The sequence below is a fragment of the Sodalis sp. RH22 genome (assembly GCF_047324165.1).
GTDB lineage: Bacteria > Pseudomonadota > Gammaproteobacteria > Enterobacterales > Enterobacteriaceae > Acerihabitans.
Genome location: NZ_CP178731.1, coordinates 953,983 through 970,343 on the forward strand (window position 1 = coordinate 953,983; position 16,361 = coordinate 970,343).

At 62.9% G+C, this 16,361-nt stretch carries 15 protein-coding genes; 5 read left to right on the forward strand and 10 right to left on the reverse strand.

Going from position 1 to position 16,361, the window contains the following annotated elements; genetic code table 11:
* Positions 1–102 precede the first annotated feature (102 nt).
* Genes ACL2XN_RS04400 through rsxA form a run of 7 tightly spaced genes read right to left on the reverse strand, consistent with a single transcriptional unit; the run spans position 103 to position 5,269 of the window.
* Complete coding sequence (locus ACL2XN_RS04400) at positions 103–363, reverse strand: RnfH family protein (RefSeq protein WP_413728366.1); 261 nt, start codon at positions 361–363, stop codon at positions 103–105.
* Positions 363–1,067 (reverse strand): electron transport complex subunit E, encoded by a 705-nt coding sequence (locus tag ACL2XN_RS04405; protein ID WP_413730373.1) that lies wholly within the window; start codon positions 1,065–1,067, stop codon positions 363–365. Before ACL2XN_RS04405 ends, ACL2XN_RS04400 begins: the two co-directional genes overlap by 1 nt.
* Positions 1,064–1,729: an electron transport complex subunit RsxG gene (gene rsxG / locus ACL2XN_RS04410; RefSeq protein ID WP_413730374.1), complete on the reverse strand. Its 666-nt coding sequence runs from the start codon at positions 1,727–1,729 to the stop codon at positions 1,064–1,066. Before rsxG ends, ACL2XN_RS04405 begins: the two co-directional genes overlap by 4 nt.
* A complete protein-coding gene (locus ACL2XN_RS04415; RefSeq protein ID WP_410014918.1) occupies positions 1,726–2,703 on the reverse strand; it encodes an RnfABCDGE type electron transport complex subunit D in 978 nt (325 codons plus the stop codon). Before ACL2XN_RS04415 ends, rsxG begins: the two co-directional genes overlap by 4 nt.
* Positions 2,697–4,145, reverse strand: a complete 1,449-nt coding sequence (rsxC, locus tag ACL2XN_RS04420) for an electron transport complex subunit RsxC (protein ID WP_413730375.1) — start codon at positions 4,143–4,145, stop codon at positions 2,697–2,699. The genes ACL2XN_RS04415 and rsxC overlap by 7 nt, the downstream gene beginning before the upstream one ends.
* Entirely contained in the window at positions 4,138–4,680 is a 543-nt protein-coding gene (locus ACL2XN_RS04425) for an RnfABCDGE type electron transport complex subunit B (RefSeq protein ID WP_410014920.1), read from the reverse strand. The genes rsxC and ACL2XN_RS04425 overlap by 8 nt, the downstream gene beginning before the upstream one ends.
* Positions 4,681–4,690: 10 nt before the next feature.
* Positions 4,691–5,269 carry an electron transport complex subunit RsxA gene (rsxA, locus tag ACL2XN_RS04430; protein ID WP_162365699.1) on the reverse strand — a complete coding sequence of 193 codons (579 nt, stop codon included), beginning with the start codon at positions 5,267–5,269 and terminating at the stop codon, positions 4,691–4,693.
* 339 nt (positions 5,270–5,608) lie between these two features.
* Between rsxA and ACL2XN_RS04435 the strand changes: the two genes are divergently transcribed.
* Both ACL2XN_RS04435 and nifA read left to right on the forward strand, forming a co-directional pair.
* The gene (locus ACL2XN_RS04435) at positions 5,609–7,120 is read left to right on the forward strand and encodes a PAS domain S-box protein (RefSeq protein WP_413730376.1); all 1,512 of its coding nucleotides are present in this window, start codon (positions 5,609–5,611) and stop codon (positions 7,118–7,120) included.
* Complete coding sequence (gene nifA, locus ACL2XN_RS04440; RefSeq protein ID WP_410014922.1) at positions 7,117–8,700, forward strand: nif-specific transcriptional activator NifA; 1,584 nt, start codon at positions 7,117–7,119, stop codon at positions 8,698–8,700. The genes ACL2XN_RS04435 and nifA overlap by 4 nt, the downstream gene beginning before the upstream one ends.
* Before the next feature lie 87 nt (positions 8,701–8,787).
* Here the strand turns inward: nifA and rlmF are convergent, their stop codons facing one another.
* Positions 8,788–9,753 (reverse strand): 23S rRNA (adenine(1618)-N(6))-methyltransferase RlmF, encoded by a 966-nt coding sequence (rlmF, locus tag ACL2XN_RS04445; protein ID WP_410016814.1) that lies wholly within the window; start codon positions 9,751–9,753, stop codon positions 8,788–8,790.
* A gap of 292 nt (positions 9,754–10,045) precedes the next feature.
* On the opposite strand from rlmF, the gene ACL2XN_RS04450 reads away from it, so the two are divergent.
* The 3 genes from ACL2XN_RS04450 (at position 10,046) to ACL2XN_RS04460 (ending at position 14,147) form a co-directional block, all read left to right on the forward strand.
* Entirely contained in the window at positions 10,046–12,016 is a 1,971-nt protein-coding gene (locus ACL2XN_RS04450; protein ID WP_413730377.1) for an ArnT family glycosyltransferase, read from the forward strand.
* Positions 12,017–12,198: 182 nt separating this feature from the next.
* Complete coding sequence (gene nifB / locus ACL2XN_RS04455) at positions 12,199–13,602, forward strand: nitrogenase cofactor biosynthesis protein NifB (RefSeq protein WP_410014924.1); 1,404 nt, start codon at positions 12,199–12,201, stop codon at positions 13,600–13,602.
* Entirely contained in the window at positions 13,602–14,147 is a 546-nt protein-coding gene (locus ACL2XN_RS04460; protein ID WP_413730379.1) for a nitrogen fixation protein NifQ, read from the forward strand. Before nifB ends, ACL2XN_RS04460 begins: the two co-directional genes overlap by 1 nt.
* Positions 14,148–14,244: 97 nt before the next feature.
* Here ACL2XN_RS04460 and hutG read toward each other — a convergent pair whose 3' ends face one another.
* On the reverse strand, positions 14,245–15,045 hold the full coding sequence (gene hutG, locus ACL2XN_RS04465) for an N-formylglutamate deformylase (RefSeq protein WP_410014926.1): 801 nt from the start codon (positions 15,043–15,045) through the stop codon (positions 14,245–14,247).
* 39 nt (positions 15,046–15,084) lie between these two features.
* Positions 15,085–16,305, reverse strand: coding sequence for an imidazolonepropionase (gene hutI, locus ACL2XN_RS04470; protein WP_413730381.1), 1,221 nt, complete (start codon positions 16,303–16,305; stop codon positions 15,085–15,087).
* Positions 16,306–16,361 lie beyond the last annotated feature (56 nt).

Below are 16,361 nucleotides of genomic sequence, written 5' to 3' on the forward strand. Positions count from 1 at the left end.
AAAAAAAGCCCTGGCCGGATAACCCGCGCCCCGACGCACCCCGCCGGGAGCGGGCGCCGGGCGGATAACGTGCCTTGCACCAGAGGATGATCCCGGCCGGCGTTAGTCCTGCTCATCTTCCTCATCTTCGGCGCGGCGCGTCGCCGGTAAATAAATCTCCACCCGATCGCCTTCGCCGACCTGCGTATCCGGCGGGCACAGCCGGCCGTAGATGCCGATGCGGTGCGTATCCGGGTCAAGATAAGGAAACAGCTGCGGCAGCGGCGAGGCCAGAATGGCCTGGCGCACCGTGACCGGCGCATCGAGTTTCATTTCAATACAGCGGCCCTGCGCGCCGTTGACGTGAGCCACGGAAAATTTCATCAGTGACAACCTCCGGTGGGTTGACGGGCAAGCTTAAGCGATGCGCTTTCCCGGCTGGTCAGGCGCTTTACCAGACGGATGCCGCTGAGCAGCATGCCCATCACCACAAACCCGCCGGGCGGCAGCAGCATCAGCAAAAAGCCGCGGTAGCCGGGCAGCAGATGCAGTTCGAGAAAATGAAAATGGGGACCGAGCAGCAGGGCGGCGCCGCTGAACAGCGTGCCGCTGCCGAGAATCTCACGTACCGCGCCGACGCTGGTCAGGCCCAGGGTAAACCCCAGTCCGGTGGCCAGGCCGTCCAGCGCCGCCGGTAGGATTTTATGGTGGGCGGCAAACGCCTCCGCCCGCCCAAGCAGGGCGCAGTTGGCGACGATCAGCGGAATAAACAGACCCATGACCTTATGCAAATCGTGCATCCAGGCATTCATGGTCAGATCGAGAATGGTCACCAGCGACGCGATAATGGAAATGTAGACCGGAATACGGATCTGGTTGGGCGTGACCTTGCGCAGCGCCGAGACGATAAAATTGGAGCAGGCCAATACCATGGCGGTCATCAGGCCCAGGCCCAGCCCGTTGGTGGCGGTGGTGGTGATGGCCATCAGCGGGCACAGCCCGAGGATTTGCACAAAGGTGACGTTATTGGTCCATATGCCAGAGGTCAAAATATCCCGCAGCTGCGGCTGGCTGTTTTCACTCATCATTCGTTCTCCCCGTTTTCCGGCGCGCCTTGGCCGCCCAAGAATTCCGTCTGTTTTTCACGATACAGCACCAGGTTTTCATGCACGCCCCTGACCACGGCGCGCGGCGTGATGGTGGCGCCGGTAAAGGCGTCAAACTGACCGCCGTCTTTTTTGACATGCCACTGCTGCTCGGTAAGATTAGTCAGCGACTTGCCGTCAAAGCTGCGGATCCACGGGCTATGGCCGAGCTCGATGGCGTCGCCCAAGCCCGGGGTTTCCTTATGGCTAATCACCCTGACGCCGGTGATGGCGCCCTTGGCGTCAATGCCGGTCAGCAGCTGGATCGGGCCGCCGTAGCCCTGGGTTTCGCTGGTCATGACGATGCCGCTGGGTTGCCCGTTGAGGCTGGCGCGGAAAAAGCTCACCGTCCGGCCGTCGATAACCAGGCTTCGCTGCGCGTCCGCCAATGCGTTGTCATAATGACTGGCGGGGAACACCTGCGACAGCATGGCCTGGGTATCCTCCTTTTTGCGCTGCACGATCTGTTCGTGGGTCAGCCACCAGCAGCCGGCCACCAGCAGACAAACGATCAGGGTAAAGGATCCGAGTAAAAACCCCTGGGTAAACGGGCTTTCCCGCGCCGGCAGGTAGTGCGCCGCCGCGCGGCCAGGCAGATTGCTCATGATGATTTCTCCTTGCCGCCCACGTAGCCGTAGGCCTTCGGCTGGGTATAGTTGTCAATCAGGGGCGTGACCGCATTCACCAGCAGCACGGCGAAAGCCATACCCTCGGGGAAATTGCCGAAGGCGCGGATGCAATAGGTGATAAACCCCGCCAGCAGGCCGTAGATCAGCCGGCCGCGCACGCTGCCCGGACCGGTGACCGGATCGGTAAGGATATAAAACGCCCCGAGCAGCAGCCCGCCGCTGGTGAGCTGGGCCAGGGGCGGCACGATGCCCGCCGGCGCGATCAGCCAGTGGATAAGGCCGGGGACCAGGCATCCCAGCAGGGTCGCCACCGGGATATGCCAGCTGAATACCCGCTGCTGAATAAGCCACAGCCCGCCGAGCAGCAGCAGCAGCGACGAGGTTTCGCCCAGGCTGCCGCTGCGGTTGCCCAGCAGGTTGGACAGCAGCTCCAGATGGGCGCGGCCGCTTTCCTTGAAGCCGCCCAGCAGGGTGGCGCCGGTCATGCCGTCCACGCCCAGGTGGTAAAAGGCGCCGTTGTAAAAGGCGGCGGGACTGACCCAACGGGTCATCTCCACCGGGAAGGCGATCAGCAATACCACCCGCGCCAGCATGGCGGGGTTAAACAGGTTTTGCCCCAGGCCGCCGTAGATATGTTTGCCGAAGATAATCGCCACCGCGCTGCCGAAAGCGCCCAGCCACAGCGGCGCATGGGGCGGCAGGCTCAGCGCCAGGATAAGCGCCGTGAGAATGGCGGCGCCGTCGAAGGTATGACCCTGGGCCGCCGGATTGAGTTTCAGGCACAGGGCCTCACAGATAAGCGCGGTCAGCAGGCAGCAAAAAATCAGCAGGACCGACTGGGCGCCAAATTGCAAAAAGGCCAGGATCACGACCGGGAACAGGGAAATATTGACCCGGTACATCAGCCGGTCGACGCTGAGTCCCTGATGGGCATGTGGCGCGGTTAACATGGTGTTTCCTCCGAGGGCGGTGCGGCGCGCCTGGCGCGCCTGGCGGGTTTCGCCGCCTGGGCGGCCGCTTTATCGGCGGCTTCCCGCGCCAGGCGTTCCTGACGTTTGGCGCTGTTGTGCCGGGTGCGCTCCAGTTTGTCTTCCTGGCGCTTGATAAGACGCAACTGCTGCTGACCCCAGTCGAAAAACTGCGTCAACGGCAGCGCCGCCGGGCAGACATACGCGCAGGATCCGCACAACAGGCAGGCATCCAGTCCTTGCTGCCGGGCCTTGGCGAAACCGTCGTTTTTCAGTTCGGCAAACATGGCCTGCGGCGCCAGGCTCATCGGGCAGGCATCCAGGCAACGGCCGCAGCGCAGGCAGGCGCTGGGGCGGGTTTGCGGCAATTCGTCGCCGTTAAGCAGCAGCAGCCCGCTGGTGCCTTTGGTGATGGGCGTATCCAGCGATTCCACCGCCCGGCCCATCATCGGTCCGCCGAGCACCATGCGCGCCGGCTGGGATTTCAGGCCGCCGCACTGGCTGATGATATCCTTAATCGTCGTGCCGATGGGCACCAGCAGATTGGCCGGCTGTTCAATGGCGCGGCCGCTGACGGTAATGACCCGGTGGGTAACCGGTTTGCCGAAACGGATGGCGTGGAAGATGGCGATACAGGTGCCGACATTTTGCACCAGCACGCCCATTTCGGTGGAACGGCGGTTTTGCGGAATCTGGCGCCCGGTCACCGCTTCTATCATTTGTTTGGCCGAACCGATGGGATAGAGCGAGGGCAGAATCACCACCTCGATATGCTCTTCCTGCCGGCACAGCGCGTCCAGTCGGGCGATGGCCTCGGTTTTATTATCCTCGATGCCGATATAAACCTGCCTGGCGTGGGTTATGGCCTGCAGGTAGCGGATGCCGCCGATGATAAATTCCGCCTGCTCACGCATTAAACGATCGTCGGTGGTGAGATAAGGCTCGCATTCGCCGCCGTTGACGATAAGGGTTTCAATGGGATAACGCAGGCTCATGCGTATTTTATCGGCGGCCGGGAACATGGCGCCCCCCATGCCGACAATGCCGGCCTGTTCAATCAGCGACAGCATGGCCTGCGCTTCGTCCAGGCCGGCGGCGGCCAGCAGGCGGGGCGCCGCCGGCTGGTGGGCGGACACGTTGACGGTAACCGCGCCTTGTTCGCCTTCAACGATGCGGGTGACCACGCCGGCCAGCGCGGTGTGCACCGGCGCGGACATTCTTTCGCGCGCCTCGGCGATCCGCTGGCCTGCGGTGACACTGTCACCCAAGGCGACCAGCGGCACCGCCGCCGGCCCGGTATGCTGGCGCAGCGGGATAATCAGCTGGCGCGGCATGACCAGCGGGCGAATGGCGATATCGCGGGTCAGGGATTTATGGCTATAGGGGCGGATGCCGCCGTGGGGTTTTAAGCGGGCGCTAAACATAGGATGCCTCCCGGACGTCAAAACGGGGTTTTGCGGCCGATGGGGTGAGCTGCGGGTCGGCCCGCAGCGCGATGGCCTGCCGCGGGCAGACGGCGAGACAGGCGGCGCAGCCGGTGCAATCATCGCCCAGGATGCCGTGCTGTTGCCGCGTCGCGCCGATAATAGCGTCGAAATTACACTTTTTCTGGCAGCGGCCGCAGCCGTCGCAGGCCTGGGCGTCGATCACCGCCACCTGCGGTACGCTTTCGGCGCCGTCGTCCGCCGGCCGATCCAACAGCAAGGCGATGCGTTTCGCCAGCGCCGCCCCGCCCGGCGTACAGGCGCCGACCGGCGCTTCGCCGCGCACCATGGCGCCGGCGGCCTGGGCGCAGCCGGGAAAACCGCACTGGCCGCACTGGCCGTTGGGCAGCAGGGCGATGACCGCTTCGATGCGCGGATCTTTTTCCACCTTAAAATAGATGGCGGCATATCCCAGCAGGTAACCGATCAGGGTGCCGATGGCGGGAACCGCCAGCACCGGTAAGATACTCTCCACGCTGTTCTCCTTATCCGGCCAGCCCGGCGAAGCCGGTAAACGCCAGCGCCAGTATGCCGGCGGTAATAAAGTTAATCGGCGCGCCGCGAAACACCAGCGGCGGCGACGCGTTGCCCTGGCGCTCGCGCAGGCCGGAGAAAATCACCATCACCAGCGAATACCCCAGCGACGAACTGAAGCCGAAGACCACGCTGTGCAGGAAGCTCAGATTGTCGTCCAGCACCAGCAGCGCCACGCCCAGCACCGCGCAGTTGGTGGTGATAAGCGGCAGGAAGATGCCCAGCGTGCGGTACAGCGCCGGGCTTTGTTTGGCGATAAACAGCTCCAGCAGCTGTACCAGCGAGGCAATCACCATAATCAGCGACAGCAGGCGCAAATATTCCATGCCCAGCGGCACCAGGATCCAGTGATAGATAACCCACCCCAGGCCGGCGGACAGGGTGATGACAAAGGTGGTGGCCATCGACATGCCCAACGCCGAATCCACTTTATTGGTGACGCCCATAAAGGAGCACAGGCCGAGAAAGCGCGCGAGCACGATGTTGTTCACCAGGCCGTTGGCCAGCACTATCAGCAATATTTCTTTCATTCGGATCCCCGACGACGCGATACCTGTTCATAGGGGGTATTGCGAAAGCTGTGCCAATGTGGGCTGGGCAAAAAATGGGCAAATACGGTGCAGTAAAGGGATCATAACGGCGCGCGCCGCCGCCGGCCGGGGCGCGGCAGGGGAATGATGATGGGCGCCGGCGGCCTTTTTTGGCCGCAAAACCCCTGTTCAGATCAAGGTTTTCGCCGGTTTTTCAACATGCGGTATTAATCTTGCACAATTTATCGGGTTACTGCGGTTCACATCATCCTGTCGGAAGATCAGACAAATTGTCGTGAATCGCACAGCCTGTTTTTATCCCGACCCGCAGGAGAGGTTATGCGTATTCCTTTATTTGATGATGCATCGTTGATAGCTACCCCCGTTTGTGCCCCGGCGTTGTCAACATTGCGTCCCGGGCTGTTTTATACGGCGGTGGAACAGTCGTCGGTGGCGATTTCGATAACCGATCCCAACGCGCGCATCGTTTATACCAATCTGGCGTTCCGGCAATTGACCGGTTATGACGAACCTGAGCTGACCGGGGTGAACCACAATATATTGGCCAGTCGCCAGACGCCGAAAAAACATTACCAGGAAATGTGGAGCACCCTCATCCAGGGTTTGCCCTGGGTCGGGCAGTTGATTAACCAGCGCAAGAACGGCAGCCTGTACCTGGCCGAGGTCAGCATATCGCCCATTTTCAGCCCCGACGGCCAGATCGAGCATTTCCTCGGCATGCATAAGGACATCTCCGACAGCTACGCCCTGATGCAGCGCCTGCGCAACCAGATGTCCCTGATCGCCGCGGTATTGAACAACGTGCCGGCGCCGGTGGTGGTGCTGGACGAACATGACGCCATCGTGATGGACAACCTGGCCTATAAAACACTGTGCGCCGACTACGGCGGCCGGGAACTGCTGGCGGAAATAGGGTATCCGGAAAATAAAGCGCGGCTGGCGTCCGGCGAGCGCGTTACCGTGCATATCGGCGGCGTGCCGCGGGTATTCGGGCTGAGTATCTGGCCGCTGTCGGAAGTCAATGAAGAGGTCAGCCGTTATTTTTCCGATATCGCGCCGCCGCGTACCCTGGTGACCCTGATTGATGACAGCGAACGGCAGCGACAGCGCGCGCAGCAACGGCTGGACCAGCTTAAGCAGAAATTGGTCTCCGGCAAACTGCTGGCGGCAATCCGCGAATCACTGGACGCGGCGATGGTACAGTTAAGCGGTCCGCTGAATATGCTGGCCGCCGCGCGCCGCCTGAGCCCCGCCGGCCTGGTGCATCCCGGGCTGGACGCCGCCTGGCAGGAAGGGCAGCAGGCGCTGGCGCGGCTGCAGGCTTGCCGGCCGTCCCTGGAACAAGAAGAAAGCGATTTCTGGTCGATAGGCGATCTGCTGCAGGATTTGACCGATCTGTACCTGCCGCGCATCCGCTCACTGGGCGAACTGCAATGGCGGTGCGAACCGGAAGTGCTGCTGGGCTACGGACAGCGCCACCAGATTCTGGCGTCGTTAAGCCTGTGGCTAGACCGCTGCCTGATCCTCGCCGGTGAACGTCCGGCCTCGCCGCTGCTCCTGACCCTGCATGCCTACACGCAGGATAATGCGTTCTTTTTTGCGCTTCAGGACAATCTGTCCCTGCATCCGGTGCAAAACGCCGTGCCGGCGCAAACCTTTACCCTGCCGGGGCACGGTATGGAGCTGCGGCTGATACAAACCCTGATCGGCAACCATCAGGGCATGATCGATCTTCATATCCACGCGGAGGGCGGGACCTTATTGACCCTGCGCCTGCCGCTGCCCGCTATGCCATTCCGGCGTCCGGTGATGACAGGAGAATCAAAATGAGCCAATTCCCCACTCCCACGCAGGCTTCACGGCGTTTTGATCTTTCCCAGCAGTTTACCGCGCTGCATAAAATAAGCGTGGCGCTCAGCCGTTCACTTGACCTGGGACAGACCCTGGAGGCCATGATCCAGGCCTTGTATGAACACGCCTATATGCAGTACGGCATGGTGTGCCTGTTTGACAAATCCCGCAGCGCCCTGTTTATCGAAGCGCTGTATGGCGCCGATACCGAGGTGGTGAAAGGATGCAAGAATGTCCGTTATCGCATCGGCGAAGGCATTCTGGGCACGGTGATGAGCCAGCAGCGTTCGCTGGTGCTGCCGCGCGTGTCCGACGACCCGCGCTTTCTCGACCGGCTGAACCTGTATGATTACGGGCTGCCGTTTATTTGCGTGCCGATACCGGGACCGGACGGGGTGCCGCTGGGCGTGCTGGCGGCGCAGCCGATGGAACTGCATGAGGATCGGCTGCCGGCCAGCACCCGCTTTCTGGAAATGGTGGCCAATCTGATTTGCCAGACCGTGCGCCTGGTCGGCCATATGAGCGTCGAGACCGAGGCCTTGCGCCAGGAACGCGACACCCTGCGCCGCAAGGTCAAGCATCAGTACGGCTTTGACAACATGGTAGGCAACAGCCAGCCGATGCGCCAGATTTTCGACGTGATCCGCCAGGTGGCGAAATGGGATACCACCGTGCTGGTGCGCGGCGAAAGCGGCACCGGCAAAGAGCTGATTGCCAACGCCATTCATTACAACTCGCCGCGCACCCTTGAGCCGTTCGTGAAGTTCAACTGCGCGGCGCTGCCGGACAACCTGCTGGAAAGCGAACTGTTCGGCCATGAAAAGGGCGCCTTTACCGGCGCGGTGCGCCAGCGCAAAGGTCGGTTCGAGCTGGCCGACGGCGGCACGCTGTTCCTGGATGAAATCGGCGAGAGTAGCGCGTCGTTCCAGGCCAAGCTGCTGCGCATTTTGCAGGAAGGCGAAATGGAGCGCGTGGGAGGCGATACCACCATTAAGGTCAACGTGCGTATCATCGCCGCCACCAACCGCAACCTGGAGGAAGAGGTGCGCGCGGGGCGTTTTCGCGAGGATCTGTACTATCGGCTTAACGTAATGCCGATCAACCTGCCGCCCCTGCGCGAGCGCCAGGACGATATCGTCGGTCTGGCCCAGTTCCTGATCGCCAAGCTGGCGGCAAAGCAGGGACGGGACCTGCGCATCAGCGACGGCGCGCTGCGCCTGCTGATGGGGTATGGCTGGCCGGGCAATGTGCGTGAACTGGAAAACTGTCTGGAGCGGGCGTCGGTAATGTCGGAAGAAGGGCTTATCGATCGCGACGTGATCCTGTTCAACCACAGCGAGGCGTCCGCCATGGCGCCGGCGGCGATACCACGCGGCATGGCGCCCGCGCCGCATGCGGAGGCGCCGGGGGATAGCGATATGGACGATCGGCAAAAGCTTATCGCGGCGCTGGAAAAATCAGGCTGGGTGCAGGCCAAGGCGGCGCGGTTGCTGGGCATGACTCCGCGCCAGGTCGCCTATCGCATCCAGATCCTCAATATCAATATGCACCGTTTGTAAGCGGTACGGAGACGTGTCGGCGGGCACAAAGGGGATGCTCACGGGCCAGGGCGGGCCGTTTGCCCGCAGGCCGGTACGACGACGGCATCAGTGCCAGCGTTCGGCGGCCCATTGCGCGCGCTGTTGCGCGTCATGGAAGGTCCAGGCGATAAAGCGGCTGATTTTCTGGCCCTGGGCCATTTCCACGGTGCGCACGTCGGCGGCCCCGGCCTGCTTTAGGGCCTCATAGAGCGGCGGCAGCGTCGTGTGCTTGGAAATCAGCGAGGTAAACCACAGGCAATTTTTGCTTTTGCCCACGCTCTCCGCCACCATTTTGCCGACAAACGCCAGTTCACCGCCTTCGCACCAGAGTTCGCTGCTTTTGCCGCCAAAGTTCTGCACCGGCTTGGCGGCCACCTCGCCTTTACCCAGCTTATGCAATTTACGCCGCGTGCTGGCGATCGCTTCTTCCTCCGAGGCATGGAACGGCGGGTTGCACAGGGTGACGTCAAAACGCTCGGCAATACCGATCATGCCGTCAAGGATGGCGTTACTGTCTTTTTGCTGGCGCAACCGCACGCTGTTTTTAAGCGTCGGGTTCATGCTGACGATCATTTTCGCCGCGTTCAGCGACAGGGGATCGTTTTCCGTACCGGTAAAGCGCCAGCCGTATTCGCGCTGGCCGATAATGGGATAAATGCAGTTGGCGCCGATGCCGATATCCAGCACGGCCACACCCTTGCCGGTGGGAATCTCCCCGCCGTTGCTTTCCGCCAGCAGATCCGCGAGATAATGCAGATAGTCGGCGCGCCCCGGGATCGGCGGACAGAGATAATTGGCGGGAATATCCCAATGCTCGATGCCGTAATAATGCTTAAGCAGCGCGCGATTAAGCATTTTTACCGCATTGGGATCGGCGAAATCCACTGAAATATCGTCCCAGGCGTTGGGTTTGACAAAGGGTTCCAGCGCCGGAAGGCTGGCTATCAACGCGGTGAAATCATAGCGTGAACGATGACGGTTGCGCGGATGCAGGTGATTTTTCTGCTGCGGGAAGGTCTTCTTTTTTTCCATCATAAATTCCACCACCTAGTGATCCATCCATAAGCCGTCATGTTCTGACGGGCTTTTCCGGCGCTTAAGATAACACATAGCGGGCTAAAAGGCCGCCAGGCGCCTTCGCCGGCCCGGGCTGCCAGCGTTGCCCCAGCCGGCCGCGCACCGCAGGGAAAATTGTGGTGGCACAGGCTTGGCATCGCGGCAGGAAAAAGGGATGATGGGCGGCCTCTGGCGAATAAAAGTGTATATATTCATATAGTTATGTGTAAAAGAATGCACATCGTAATTGTTAGGGATAGAAGATTAAATGTTGTTAAAGACCATAAAATGCCGTTTTTCCCGGGCTGACGCCACCGGCGACGGCGCGCACGGCCGGATCCTGCTGCGCCGGGGGGCCTACCTGCTGTTTGCCGCCTATTTTTTGCTGGGTACCTTCGGTCGTTTCCCCTGGAAGGCGGATGAGCCGTATTCGTTTAGCATTGTCTGGAATATGCTGACCCACGGGCATTGGCTGGTGCCGCATGTGGGCGGGGATCCCTTTCTGGAAAAACCGCCGCTGATGTTCTGGCTTGGGGCGCTGTGCGCCAGGCTGATTCCCTGGCTGCCGCCCCATGAGTCCTCCCGGCTGGCGGTGCCGGTATGCCTTGTCGCGACGTTCTGGGCCTGCTGCCGGGTGGCGCGGCGTTTATATGACGAGAGGCATGATACGCGGCGGGAAGAGGGCGTTATCACACGGCAAGACTGGCGTCTGACGGCGGTTTGTCTGCTGGCGGGCACCGCCGGGCTTACCGAACACGGGCATAAATTTACCGCCGACCTGGGACAGATGGCGGGCGCGGCGGTGGCGCTGGCCGGCTTGGCGTTGGCGGGTGCGCGGCCAGGTATCTCCGGCCCGGCGGGGTATGCCGCATCGCCGGGAAAGGGCGGTCGTTATGGCCTGCTGTTCGGGCTGGGCGCCGGCGTGGCCTTTTTGAGCAAAGGGCTGCTGGTGCCGGGTATTGCCGGCGTGACGCTGATGCTGTGCCTGGCGCTGATACCCGGCTTCCATCAGCGCGCGGGGCGGCGGTTTTGGCTTGGCGCGGCGACGGCAGCGCTGCCTTTCGCGCTGCCATGGCCATGGGCATTGTATCGCGCGGACCCGGATTTATTCGCCGAGTGGTTCTGGGTTAATAATATCGGCCGTTTCACCGGGAACACCCTGCTTGGCGGGCATGATAATCCATTCCAGGACAGGATCAGGGCGGTGCTGATCGGCGGCGCCCCCGCCTCCGTCATCGTACTGGCGGGCGTGTTTGCCGGCTTGATGCGGGCCGCACGCGGAGGGCTAGGCCGGCTGGCGACGGGACGCTTATGGCACAAGGCGGCCGGGCCGGAGATGCGCCCGGCCCGCGCCGTGAACGCCGTGCCGCCGGCGGGGCGGATTGGACTATCGGCCTGGCTGGCGCACCGGCCGGCTTATGGCGTGACGGCGCTCTTTTCCGCCGTGGGCGTGGCGGTGCTGTGCGCCTCGGGATCGGCGCGCGATATCTATTTGTTGCCGGTTTATCCCGCCCTGGCGTTGCTGGCCCTGCCGGCGGCAGCCGGGCTGGCGTGCCGGGACGGCAAGGGATGGGCCGTCGCGCGGCGGGCATTGGACGCTCTGTTCGGCATGGCGCTGATGGTGGTCGTCGCCACCTGGTCTGCGCTGGCCAACGGCATCGAACCGGTGTTGCTGCGCATCATATGGCCCGGGGTGGATCACGTTTTCCCGTTGCCTTTTACGCTGCGCCCCGATCCGCTGGCGGCGATGGCCGCCTGTGGGCTGGTGTCGCTATGGTGGCTGATATTGCGCGCCCGCCGCGGTGCCGGCTTGCTCCTGGCGTGGACTTCCGGTCTGTCGACCCTGTGGGGGGTGGCCTTTGTTCTGCTGATGCCCTGGTTTGACGCGGCGCGCAGCTATAAAGAAGCCTTCTCGCCCCTGGCCAATTGGGTGGGTGATGCCGGTTGCCTGGCCACCGATGGCATGGGCGAGTCGGAACTGGGTATGCTGCATTATGTCACCGGTATGGCGGGCCGGCGCCTTTATGCGGGTCATTCCGGTCAGGGTGACGGTGTCACAAAAAATTCGGCCGTCCGACTCTGCACGCTCCTGCTGGTGCAGGACAGCCTGACCCGCCCGGAGAAAAAACCAGGACCCCGGTGGTTACCGTTATGGCGCGGCGGCCGGCCGGCCGACGACAATAGCTTTACCCTTTACCGCCTGGCCAGCCAGGACGAACGGATGACGGACCAACGCTAAGCCCGGCGCCTTTGGCGTGTTGTCGGGTTTAAGACAATGTCGGCACGCCATGTTGTCATACGCCGGGGACGGTAAATGCTGCAGAGGCGTAATGGCTTGTAAAAAAAGAATTTTATTCTGCTTTTGTCTGGGCATGGCGATTGCAGCACTCCTGTCATGTCGTTTTGCATAAGGCGGTTCACATGGCATCTTGTCAGTCCTCATCCAGCGGCTGCGGCTCTTCCGGCCCCGGCGCTTCCCTGACTCCGCTTCAGGCGGATAAGGCGGCGCAGCATCCGTGCTATTCGCGCTTTGCCCATCACCGCTACGCCCGCATGCACCTGGCGGTGGCGCCGGCTTGCAATCTGCAATGCCATTACTGCAATCGCAAATACGACTGCAGCAACGAATCCCGCCCCGGCGTGGTATCTGAGGTCCTGTCCCCCGCCGAGGCCATCGCCAAGGCGCGCCATGTGGCGGCGGCGCTGCCGCAGCTGTCGGTGATTGGCATCGCCGGTCCCGGCGATCCGCTGGCGAATATTGCCCGTACCTTTAAAACCCTGGAAGGACTGCGGCTGGCGCTGCCGGACATGAAACTGTGCCTGTCCACCAATGGACTGGGGCTGCCGGACGTGGTCGACCGGCTGGTGGATATCGGCGTCGATCACGTTACCGTGACGGTGAATGCGCTGGATGCGGATATCGCGGCGCGGATCTATCCCTGGCTCTGGTTTGACGGCGAGCGCCTGGAGGGCCGGGAGGCGGCGGCCCTGCTGCTGGACCGCCAGCAGGAAGGCATCCGCCGTCTCACCGCGCGCGGCGTGCTGGTGAAAATCAATTCGGTGCTTATCCCCGGCATTAACGACCGGCATTTGCCGGCGGTCAGCGAAAAAGCGCGGGAGTGGGGCGCGTTTTTGCATAATGTCATGCCGCTGATTTCCCGTCCGGAGCATGGCACGGTATACGGCCTGCGCGGCCAGCCGGAACCTACCGCCGGGGAAGTCGAGGCGGTGCGCGGTTTATGCGGCGGATCCATGCCGCAAATGGCGCATTGCCAGCAGTGCCGCGCCGATGCCATCGGCATGCTCGGGGAGGATCGCAGCCAGAGCTTCCCGCTGTCGGCGATACCACAGAACGCCGGATCCTACCTGCCGGTGATGCGCCAGCGCGCGCAAATCCAGGCCGGCATCGCCTCGCAGGGCGAGTCTGAGTCCGCCGGCGCCTGCCTGGTGGCGGTGGCGACCGCCCATGGAACCGCCATCGACGAGCATTTCGGCCATGCGCGGCGCTTCCAGATTTACAGCGTATCCGCCGCCGGCGTGATTCCCATCGGCGAACGTTTTACCCCGCCGTTTTGCAGCGGTAAAACCGACTGCGACGACGAGGCGCTCCAGCCGGAGCTGCGCCTGGACGCCGTGGTGGATTTGCTGGCGGACATGGCGGCGGTGTTCTGCGCCCGTATCGGCATGGGACCCTGGGAGCGCCTGGAACAGGCCGGCATCGAGCCTTGTGTCGGCGGCGCCTGGCAGCCTGTCGCCGCCACGCTCGGCCAATGGTGGCGACAGCGCGGCCAAAAGACTGCCGCCGCCGTCAAGGGGGTCGCCTGATGGTCGCCTGTCCCGCGCATCAACCGCTTAGCGCGCCGCCGGACATTTGGCTGCGCCGGCTGCTGGCCAACCATCTGGCGGGAAGCGCGCGTTTTCCCGCCGCCATGGGACTGTCCCCCGAACAATACCAGGCACTGGCGCGGCGCGTACGGCTGGATCCCGGTTCCCGCGGCGCGGTATTGCAGCAACAGGATGCGCTGCTCGCCCTGCTCGCGCGCACCCGCCAGCAGGAATGCCAGGCGCTCGGCGACTGGCTGGCGCAATATATGTGCGCCGGCGCCGAACCGCTGAACCGGCTGCTTGCCGTCGCCGCGCTGGGATTTAACCATTTATGGCAGGATTTGGGCCTGGCGTCGCGCGGCGAACTGCGGGAACTGATGCAGGCCTGCTTTCCGGCGCTGGTGGCGATGAACGATCGCAATATGCGCTGGAAGAAGTTTTTTTATCGCCAGGTTTGCCTGGCGCAGACCGGCGAGTTAACCTGCCGATCGCCAAGCTGCGACGGCTGCTGCGAATATACCCTCTGTTTCGCCCCCGACGACTGAGCGGGCGACGGCCCGCCGTCCGCTCAGCCGTCCGCTCAGCAAAGGGCCGCGCCGTACAACGCCGTGCGCGCGCCTCGGTAACCGGCGCGACACAACGCTAGCGCGGTTGCTGGCCCCAGCTCAGCAGCGTGGCAACCAGCGAGCGCAGCGCCTGCTGCAGCTGGCCGGCGCGCTCCGGCAGGTAGTCGAACGGCTGTTCCTCGCGCATATAATTGCACTGCGCCAGTTCCAGTTGCACCGCATGCTGGCGGGCGTGGGGCTGACCGTAGGCGCGGGTAATATATCCCCCCTTGAAACGGCCGTTAATCACATGGGTAAACGGCTGTTGCCGGCAAAACGCGGCCAGCGCCTCGCCCAGCGACGGCGCGCAGCTCATGCCGTCGTTGGTGCCGAAATTCAAATCGGGCAGGGTGCCGTCGAACAGCCGCGGGATAACCGAGGCGATGGAATGGGCGTCCAGCAACAGCGCATATTCATGCTGCGCCTTGATGTCGCTCAGGCAATCCTGCAGTTTGCGATGGTAGGGATGCCAGATTTCATCAAGGTAACGCCGGCGTTCCGCCTTATCGGGCGTGGCGCCCGGTTTAAACACCGGCGTGCCGTCAAACAGCGTTTCGGGATACAGGCCGGTGGTGGCGGTGGTGTACAGAGGCTTATCGTCGGCGGGCCGGTTAAGATCGATAACCATCCGCGAGTAGGTGCCGATGAGGATATGCGCGCCGAGGGCGCGGGCGAAATCGTACAGCCTGGGGATATGCCAATCGGTATCCGGCAGCGGCCGGGCGGCGTCGCTCAGTCCGTCCGCCACCGCGGGCGTCAGCCGCGTGCCGGCATGGGGGATGCTCAATAACAACGGAATGGTGCCAGCTTCAAAAGTATAGGGTTCGGTAATGCTCATCGCGGATGCCCTCCTGGAAAACCCTGTTGAAAAGAAGGATTACGCGCGGCGTACGCCGCGGTAAATAACGCTGCCGGCCAGTTGCCCGCCCAGCCAGTAAGCTAATTCCGCCGGATGCGCCACCGGCCAGTGAACAAAATCGGCCAGCTTGCCGGCTTCAAGGGTGCCCTGCGATTCCGCCAGTCCCAGCGCCCGCGCCGCGTTAATCGTCACGCCGGCCAACGCCTCCTCCGGCGTCATGCGAAACAGGGTGCAGCCCATGTTCAGCATCAGACGCAGGGAGCAGGCGGGCGAGGTGCCTGGATTGATATCGCTGGCCAGCGCCATCGGCGTGCCATGCCGGCGAAACAGCGCCACCGGCGGCAGCTGGGTTTCCCGCAGCATATAACAGGCGCCCGGCAGCAGGACCGCCACGGTGCCGGACTGCGCCATGGCGCGGGCGTCGTCGTCGGTGGCATATTCCAGATGATCCGCCGACAGCGCGCCGAAACGCGCGGCCAGGCTGCTGCCGCCCAGGGATGAGAGCTGTTCGGCATGGAGTTTGACCGGCAGGCCCGCCTGCCGGGCGGCAGTAAATACCCGGGCTATCTGCGCGGGCGAGAAGGCCAGGTGTTCACAAAAACCGTCTACCGCGTCGGCCAGTCCCAGCGCCGCCACCTCGGGAATCCAGTGTTCACAGATAAGCGTAATATACTCGTCGGCGCGCCCCCGGTATTCCGGCGGCAGCGCGTGGGCCGCCAGCAGCGTGGTCCTGACCTGGACCGGATAGGCCTGCGCGATGCGCCGGGCGACGCGCAGCATTTTTATTTCGCTCTCAAGCGTCAGTCCGTAGCCGGATTTTATCTCGATACAGGTGACGCCGTCGGCCATCAGCATCGCCAGCCGGGGAACGGCCGCGGCCATCAGTTCATCCTCGGACGCGCCGCGGGTGGCGTTGACCGTGGACAGAATGCCGCCGCCGGCGGCCGCTATGTCCGCATAGCTGACGCCGTTAAGCCGCTGTTCGAATTCATGGCTGCGATTGCCGCCGAATACCAGGTGGGTATGACAGTCGATAAAGCCGGGGGTGACGATGCCGCCGCCGAAATCATGCCGGGCCGCCACGTCCGCCGCCGGCAGCTCGTCCCTGGGTCCGACCCAGGCGATGCGTTCGCCCCTGACGGCAATCGCGCCGTCCCTGATGATGTCATAGCGGCCGTTGCGCAGGGTCGCGACGTCGGCCCCCGACCAGACGGCGTCAAAATGTTCCGTTACCGGCATGGATTGATCTCCCGCTAGGTTGATAAAAAAGTCTATTGAAACCCCACAGCCGTTCA

Excerpts from the sequence above, each read along its gene's own strand:
- ACL2XN_RS04400 (WP_413728366.1), bottom strand. The coding sequence starts at position 363 with ATGAAATTTTCCGTGGCTCACGTCAACGGCGCGCAGGGCCGCTGTATT.
- ACL2XN_RS04405 (WP_413730373.1), bottom strand. The coding sequence starts at position 1,067 with ATGATGAGTGAAAACAGCCAGCCGCAGCTGCGGGATATTTTGACCTCT.
- rsxG (WP_413730374.1), bottom strand. The coding sequence starts at position 1,729 with ATGAGCAATCTGCCTGGCCGCGCGGCGGCGCACTACCTGCCGGCGCGG.
- ACL2XN_RS04415 (WP_410014918.1), bottom strand. The coding sequence starts at position 2,703 with ATGTTAACCGCGCCACATGCCCATCAGGGACTCAGCGTCGACCGGCTG.
- rsxC (WP_413730375.1), bottom strand. The coding sequence starts at position 4,145 with ATGTTTAGCGCCCGCTTAAAACCCCACGGCGGCATCCGCCCCTATAGC.
- rsxA (WP_162365699.1), bottom strand. The coding sequence starts at position 5,269 with ATGAAAGAAATATTGCTGATAGTGCTGGCCAACGGCCTGGTGAACAAC.
- ACL2XN_RS04435 (WP_413730376.1), top strand. The coding sequence starts at position 5,609 with ATGCGTATTCCTTTATTTGATGATGCATCGTTGATAGCTACCCCCGTT.
- nifA (WP_410014922.1), top strand. The coding sequence starts at position 7,117 with ATGAGCCAATTCCCCACTCCCACGCAGGCTTCACGGCGTTTTGATCTT.
- rlmF (WP_410016814.1), bottom strand. The coding sequence starts at position 9,753 with ATGGAAAAAAAGAAGACCTTCCCGCAGCAGAAAAATCACCTGCATCCG.
- ACL2XN_RS04450 (WP_413730377.1), top strand. The coding sequence starts at position 10,046 with ATGTTGTTAAAGACCATAAAATGCCGTTTTTCCCGGGCTGACGCCACC.
- nifB (WP_410014924.1), top strand. The coding sequence starts at position 12,199 with ATGGCATCTTGTCAGTCCTCATCCAGCGGCTGCGGCTCTTCCGGCCCC.
- ACL2XN_RS04460 (WP_413730379.1), top strand. The coding sequence starts at position 13,602 with ATGGTCGCCTGTCCCGCGCATCAACCGCTTAGCGCGCCGCCGGACATT.
- hutG (WP_410014926.1), bottom strand. The coding sequence starts at position 15,045 with ATGAGCATTACCGAACCCTATACTTTTGAAGCTGGCACCATTCCGTTG.
- hutI (WP_413730381.1), bottom strand. The coding sequence starts at position 16,305 with ATGCCGGTAACGGAACATTTTGACGCCGTCTGGTCGGGGGCCGACGTC.